Consider the following 5,544-nt stretch of genomic DNA (forward strand, 5'->3'; position numbering starts at 1 on the left):
ACCCGGCGTCGGCACGCCGGGACGACACGGGGGCGACGACGACGAGGGCGTCCGACGGCGATGAGACCGCCGACTCCCCCGCGCCCGCGAAGACCTCCGGCCCGGGCCCCGCGACGCCCGCCGCGGAGCCGTCCGAGGACGCCGGCCCGACGGGCCCGGAACCACGTCGCAGCTGATAGAGGTAGGCGAGATTCCCCCGTCGCACCCCCGCGGGTGGGTTGCCCGACACGACGGAGCGCGTGTGACTACGCTCACAGGCATCGGTCCGGTCAGTCCGCCGTGGCGACCCCGGCCGTCCGTGAAACCTCATCCCCGAGAGAGAGCCGCTGATGACCGCTCCCGAGCACACCCCGTCCTTCGCGCCCGATCCCGACTTCGCCGCCCAGGCCAACGCGCAGGCAGACCTGTACGACAGTGCCGCGGATGACCGTCTGGGATTCTGGGAGGAGCAGGCCCGTCGACTCGACTGGGACACCGAATGGTCCGAGGTGCTGGACTGGTCCGACGCCCCCGTCGCCAAGTGGTTCGTCGGCGGCAAGCTCAACGTCGCCTACAACTGCGTCGACCGGCACGTCGAGGCCGGCAACGGTGACCGCGTGGCCATCCACTGGATCGGCGAGCCCACCGACGACGCCCGCGACATCACGTACGCCGAACTCAAGGACGAGGTCAGCCGGACCGCCAACTACCTCAGCTCGCTCGGTCTGGTGGCCGGCGACCGGGTGGCGATCTACATGCCGCTGCTGCCCGAGGTCTACATCGCGATGCTCGCGTGCGCGCGCCTGGGCCTGACCCACTCCGTCGTCTTCGCCGGCTTCTCGCCCGCGGCCCTGCGCTCGCGCGTCGACGACGCCGAGGCCAAGCTCGTCATCACCGCCGACGGCCAGTTCCGCCGCGGCAAGCCCGCCCCGCTCAAGGCCGGCGTCGACGACGCCCTGGCCGGGAACCTCGAGGGCGTGGACGGCCCCGCCGAGTCGGTGGAGAACGTGCTCGTCGTGCGCCGCACCGGCCTCGACGTCGAATGGACCGAGGGCCGCGACGTCTGGTGGGACGAGGCCATCCCCGAGCAGTCCACCGAGCACGCCCCCGAGGCGTTCGACTCCGAGCACCCCCTGTTCCTGCTCTACACCTCCGGCACGACCGGCAAGCCCAAGGGCATCGTCCACACCTCCGGCGGCTACCTCACGCAGGCCGCCTACACGCACCACAACGTCTTCGACCACAAGCCCGGCGAGGACGTCTACTGGTGCACGGCGGACGTCGGCTGGGTCACCGGACACACCTACGGCGTGTACGCCCCACTGGCCAACGGCGCGGAGTGCATCGTCTACGAGGGCACGCCCAACTCCCCCGACGAGCACCGCCACTTCCAGATCATCGAGAAGTACGGCGTCACCATCTACTACGCGGCGCCGACCCTGATCCGCACGTTCATGAAGTGGGGCAAGGAGATCCCGGCCGCCCACGACCTGTCCTCGATCCGCCTCCTCGGCTCGGTCGGCGAGCCGATCAACCCGGAGGCGTGGCGCTGGTACCGCGAGAACATCGGCGGCGGGAAGGCCCCCATCGTCGACACGTGGTGGCAGACCGAGACCGGCGCCATCATGATCTCGCCGCTGCCGGGCATCACCGACACCAAGCCGGGCTCGGCCATGCGCCCGCTGCCCGGCATCTCGGCCTCGATCGTCGACGGGGACGCCAAGGAGGTCCCCGCGGACGAGCAGGGCTTCCTGGTGATCACCGAGCCGTGGCCCGCGATGCTCCGCGGCATCTGGGGTGACATGGAGCGCTACCGCGACACCTACTGGTCGCGCTTCGCCGAGGAGGGGTACTACTTCGCCGGTGACGGCGCCAAGTGGGACTCCGACGGCGCCCTGTGGGTGCTCGGCCGCGTCGACGACGTCATGAACATCTCGGGCCACCGCATCTCCACCTCCGAGGTCGAGTCGGCGCTCGTCGGCCACCAGGCGGTCGCCGAGGCGGCCGTGGTCGGCGCGAACGACGAGACCACCGGTCAGGCGATCGTCGCGTACGTGATCCTGCGCGGGAACGTGGGCGCCGAGGAGGATCACCAGAAGCTCATCGACGAGCTGCGCGCCGAGGTGTCGCGGGAGATCTCTCCGATCGCCAAGCCCCGTGACATCACGATCGTGCCCGAACTGCCCAAGACCCGCTCCGGCAAGATCATGCGTCGACTGCTCAAGGACATGGCCGAGGGCCGCGAGGGCGGCGACACGTCGACCCTGTCGGATCCGACGATCATGGACCAGATCCGTGAGAAGGGGACGCGCGGATGACCGGGTAGCGGGTGAAGGCCGCCACGAGTCGTGGCACGATGGACGACGGTGCAGCCGTCGCCGGACAATGGAGGAACAACCGTGAGCCACGCCCAGGGAACGCACAAGCCGACCGAGGCCTCGATCCCGCTGCACGACGCGGACTCGATCGGCCGGGGCGACGCCAGCATCGGCACCCTGGTCAAGAACGCCTCGACCCACGTCTCCACGCTCATGCGTGCGGAGATCGAGCTGGCGAAGACAGAGATCACCGAGCAGGTGAAGAAGGCGGCCACCGGGTCCGGGTTCTTCGTGGCCGCTCTCGTGTTCCTCATGATGTCCTTCTTCCCGTTCGTGTTCATGTGGGCCAAGCTCATCTCGCTGTGGTTCGGCACCAAGACCTGGGACTGGATGGGCTTCCTCATCGTGTTCGTGGTCCTGGTCCTGCTGGCCGCGGTGTGTGGACTGCTCGGGTACCGCAAGGTCAAGAAGATCCGTAAGCCGCAGCGCACCATCGACTCGGTGTCGGACCTCAAGCTGGCCATGCCCAAGGGCTCGGAGCCGCAGCGTCCCCACACGGTGCGGGTCACCAGCACGCCCGAGCCCCCCGTGCGCAACTGAAAACGCCCGCTCACAGGCCGCCCGACCCGTCGATCGTCAGGATCGACGGGTCGTGGCGGCATCGTGACGTCTCGGCCAACGGCATCCGCCTGCACGTGGCCGAGGCGCTCCCCGCCGACGCCGTCGCCGGGGAGTTGCCGCCGCTGGTCCTGCTCGTCCACGGGCTGAGCGGGATCTGGTGGACGATGCGCGCGCCGATGCTCGCGCTGGCGGAGGCGGGCTTCCACGCCGTCGCCGTCGACCTGCGCGGCCACGGCGACTCCGACAAGCCGCCGCGCGGCTACGACGCCTGGACCCTCGCGTCCGACATCACGAATCTCGTGCGGGCGCTCGGCCATTCGTCGGCCGTGATCGTCGGCCAGGGTGAGGGCGGCTTCTATGCGTGGACCGCCGCATACCGCCGGCCGCGCGCGGTGCGGGGCCTCGTCGTCGTCGGATCCCCCCACCCACTCGCCACCCGCCGCGCCGCCCTGCGCGACCGCCACCAACGTCGCGCGCTCGTGCCCCGTCTGGTCGCGGACCAGGCGCCCCGGCTGCCCGAACGGCGCCTCACCCGCGACGGGGCCGTCGACGTAGAGGAGATGCTCCGCCGCCGCTCCGGACCCGCGTGGCCGGAGACGGACGACTTCCGGGAGACCGCGGAGCTGCTCCGGCGGGCGATGCTCATCCCGAAGGTCGCGCACCTGTCGCTGGAGAGCCGGCGCTGGATGGTGCGCAGTCAGTTCCGCCCCGACGGCCGCGACTTCCGCCGGGCGGTCTCGGGCGTGATCTCGCAGCCCGTGCTGGGGATCAGTGGTGCCGAGGACCGCTTCATCCTGCCGGAGACCGTCCGCTCGTCGTCCGCGTGGGCGCGGGACTTTAGCAGCGCACTCGTCCCCGGCGCCGGCCACTATCCGGTGATGGAGGCCCCGGCGGAGACGTCCCGCCTGATCGTCGACTTCGCCCGCCGCGCCACGCCGTCCTGAGTCCGGCCGGGGAGCGCGTCCGGGGAGCGCGTCGGAGGGCGCGGCCGAGTGGCGCGCCGAGCGCAGTCATGCGCGATCGCGGGCCGATCGCAGTCAGGCGCGATTGTGCACCGATCGCAGTCAGGCGCGATTGTGCACCGATCGCGGCCATTCGCGGTTTTGGTCGTAATCCTGGTGGTGAATCGGCCTACGGAGCCATATGGCTACGTCCAAAGGCTCGCTGGTTACATCCAGATCGCGGCGCGCGGGCCGACGCCCGCGCATCAGCGGCCGGGACTGTCGTCAGCGAGCCGCCTGGCTGGGCGCGGGTGCGGGAAGGGCGCCGTGCGGGATGGCGCAGGCGCGTCAGCGGACGCCGACGCAGGGACCCGTCGGCACGGCGCCCGGCGCGTCGACCGCCGCCTGCAGCTGCGGCAGCACCTGCTCCACGGTCAGCGCGTACCCGGTGTCCGCGGCGTCCATCGCGGCACCGAACACGACTCCCACGACCTGCCCCTCGGGCGTGATCAGCGGGCCGCCCGAATTGCCCTCGCGGACGCTGCCCCGCAGGATGTAGACCTCGCGCTCCACGGTCTGCTCACGGTAGATGTCCGGCCCGCGCAGGGTCACGCGCTCGCGGATCCGCGCCGCGTCCGGGCGGTACGGCCCGTTGCCGGGGTAGCCCACGACGATCGCGTTGTCGCCCGTGCGGGCGCGGTTCTCGGCGAACGGCAGGACCGGCGCATCCAGCCCGGGCACGCGGAGGACCGCGATGTCCACCGAGGAGTCGTAGACCACGACCTCGGCGTCCAGCTCGTCGTCACTCGAGACCACGCTCACCGAACCGGTGCCGGCCACGACGTGCGCGTTGGTCATGACGAGCCCCGGCGCGGCCACGAAGCCGGAGCCCTCCAGCGCGCGGCTGCACGACTCGGCCCGGCCACGGATCTTCAGCACCGACGGCTTCACCCGGGCGACGACCTCCGAACCCGCGAGCACGGGATCCGGCGGCGGCACCTCCTGCAGCGGGGTGGTGCCGAACGGGCCGAGGATGTCCGGGAACCCGGTGGTGCCGAGGACCTGGGTGAACGCGGCCGGGATCCGCTGCAGCTGCTCGGGGGCGACGTCGTCGATCTTCGCCAGCACCGACGACCCCCGCACCGCCTTACCGGGCCCCGGGCCCTCCTGAGCGGCGATGGGCACGGCCACCAGCCACGCCACCAGCAGCATCGCGGCGGATTGGAACACCGCGCCCAGGGTGCTGTCGAGGAGTCGGGCGCCGGTTCCGGAGATGTAGCGTCTGGCGGCGCGGCCGATGGTCACACCGGCGACCTGGCCGATGACGACCATCACCGCGATGATCGCCAGGCCCGCCACCAGTCGGCCCAGCGCCGAATCGACCTCGCGGACCAGGTGCGGCGCCACGAGGAGCCCGGAGGTCGCGCCGATGCCCACACCGAGCAGGGCGAACCCGGAGGCGGCGGCACCGTTGATCCATCCGGAGATCGCGGCGGCGGCGGCCAGGGCGAACAGGGCGAGGTCGAGCCACTGTGAGCCCGTCACCGAAGTCCCCTCCGGGGGTTGTCGGCGGGGAGGTCGAGCGGCTCTTCGCCGTCGGCTCCCGCGGCACCGCCCGGAGCCGCCCCGTCGCGAGCCCCCTCGATGTCACCGCCGGCCCCGGCGGAGCCGTCCGCGCCGTCCGC

Annotated in this window: 5 protein-coding genes; 3 read left to right on the forward strand and 2 right to left on the reverse strand. The window is 71.6% G+C overall.

From position 1 onward, the window contains the following. A partial coding sequence (locus G6030_RS16280; RefSeq protein ID WP_206680903.1) for a hypothetical protein occupies positions 1-205 on the reverse strand: 205 nt, incomplete at its 3' end. A gap of 124 nt (positions 206-329) precedes the next feature. Here G6030_RS16280 and acs point away from each other — a divergent pair. The 3 genes from acs to G6030_RS10730 all read left to right on the forward strand — a co-directional run bounded on the left by acs (position 330) and on the right by G6030_RS10730 (position 3,862). Further along, positions 330-2,297 (forward strand): acetate--CoA ligase, encoded by a 1,968-nt coding sequence (gene acs / locus G6030_RS10720; protein WP_182643112.1) that lies wholly within the window; start codon positions 330-332, stop codon positions 2,295-2,297. An 81-nt stretch (positions 2,298-2,378) separates the two neighbouring features. Beyond that, positions 2,379-2,897: a phage holin family protein gene (locus G6030_RS10725; RefSeq protein WP_007629008.1), complete on the forward strand. Its 519-nt coding sequence runs from the start codon at positions 2,379-2,381 to the stop codon at positions 2,895-2,897. 95 nt (positions 2,898-2,992) lie between these two features. Beyond that, entirely contained in the window at positions 2,993-3,862 is an 870-nt protein-coding gene (locus G6030_RS10730; protein WP_347238636.1) for an alpha/beta hydrolase, read from the forward strand. Between the two features lie 345 nt (positions 3,863-4,207). Here the strand turns inward: G6030_RS10730 and G6030_RS10735 are convergent, their stop codons facing one another. After that, positions 4,208-5,404, reverse strand: a complete 1,197-nt coding sequence (locus G6030_RS10735) for a MarP family serine protease (protein WP_182643113.1) — start codon at positions 5,402-5,404, stop codon at positions 4,208-4,210. Between the last annotated feature and the right edge of the window lie 140 nt (positions 5,405-5,544).

It is taken from the genome of Dietzia sp. E1 (assembly GCF_014145015.1).
GTDB classification, from domain to species: Bacteria; Actinomycetota; Actinomycetes; order Mycobacteriales; family Mycobacteriaceae; genus Dietzia; species Dietzia cinnamea_A.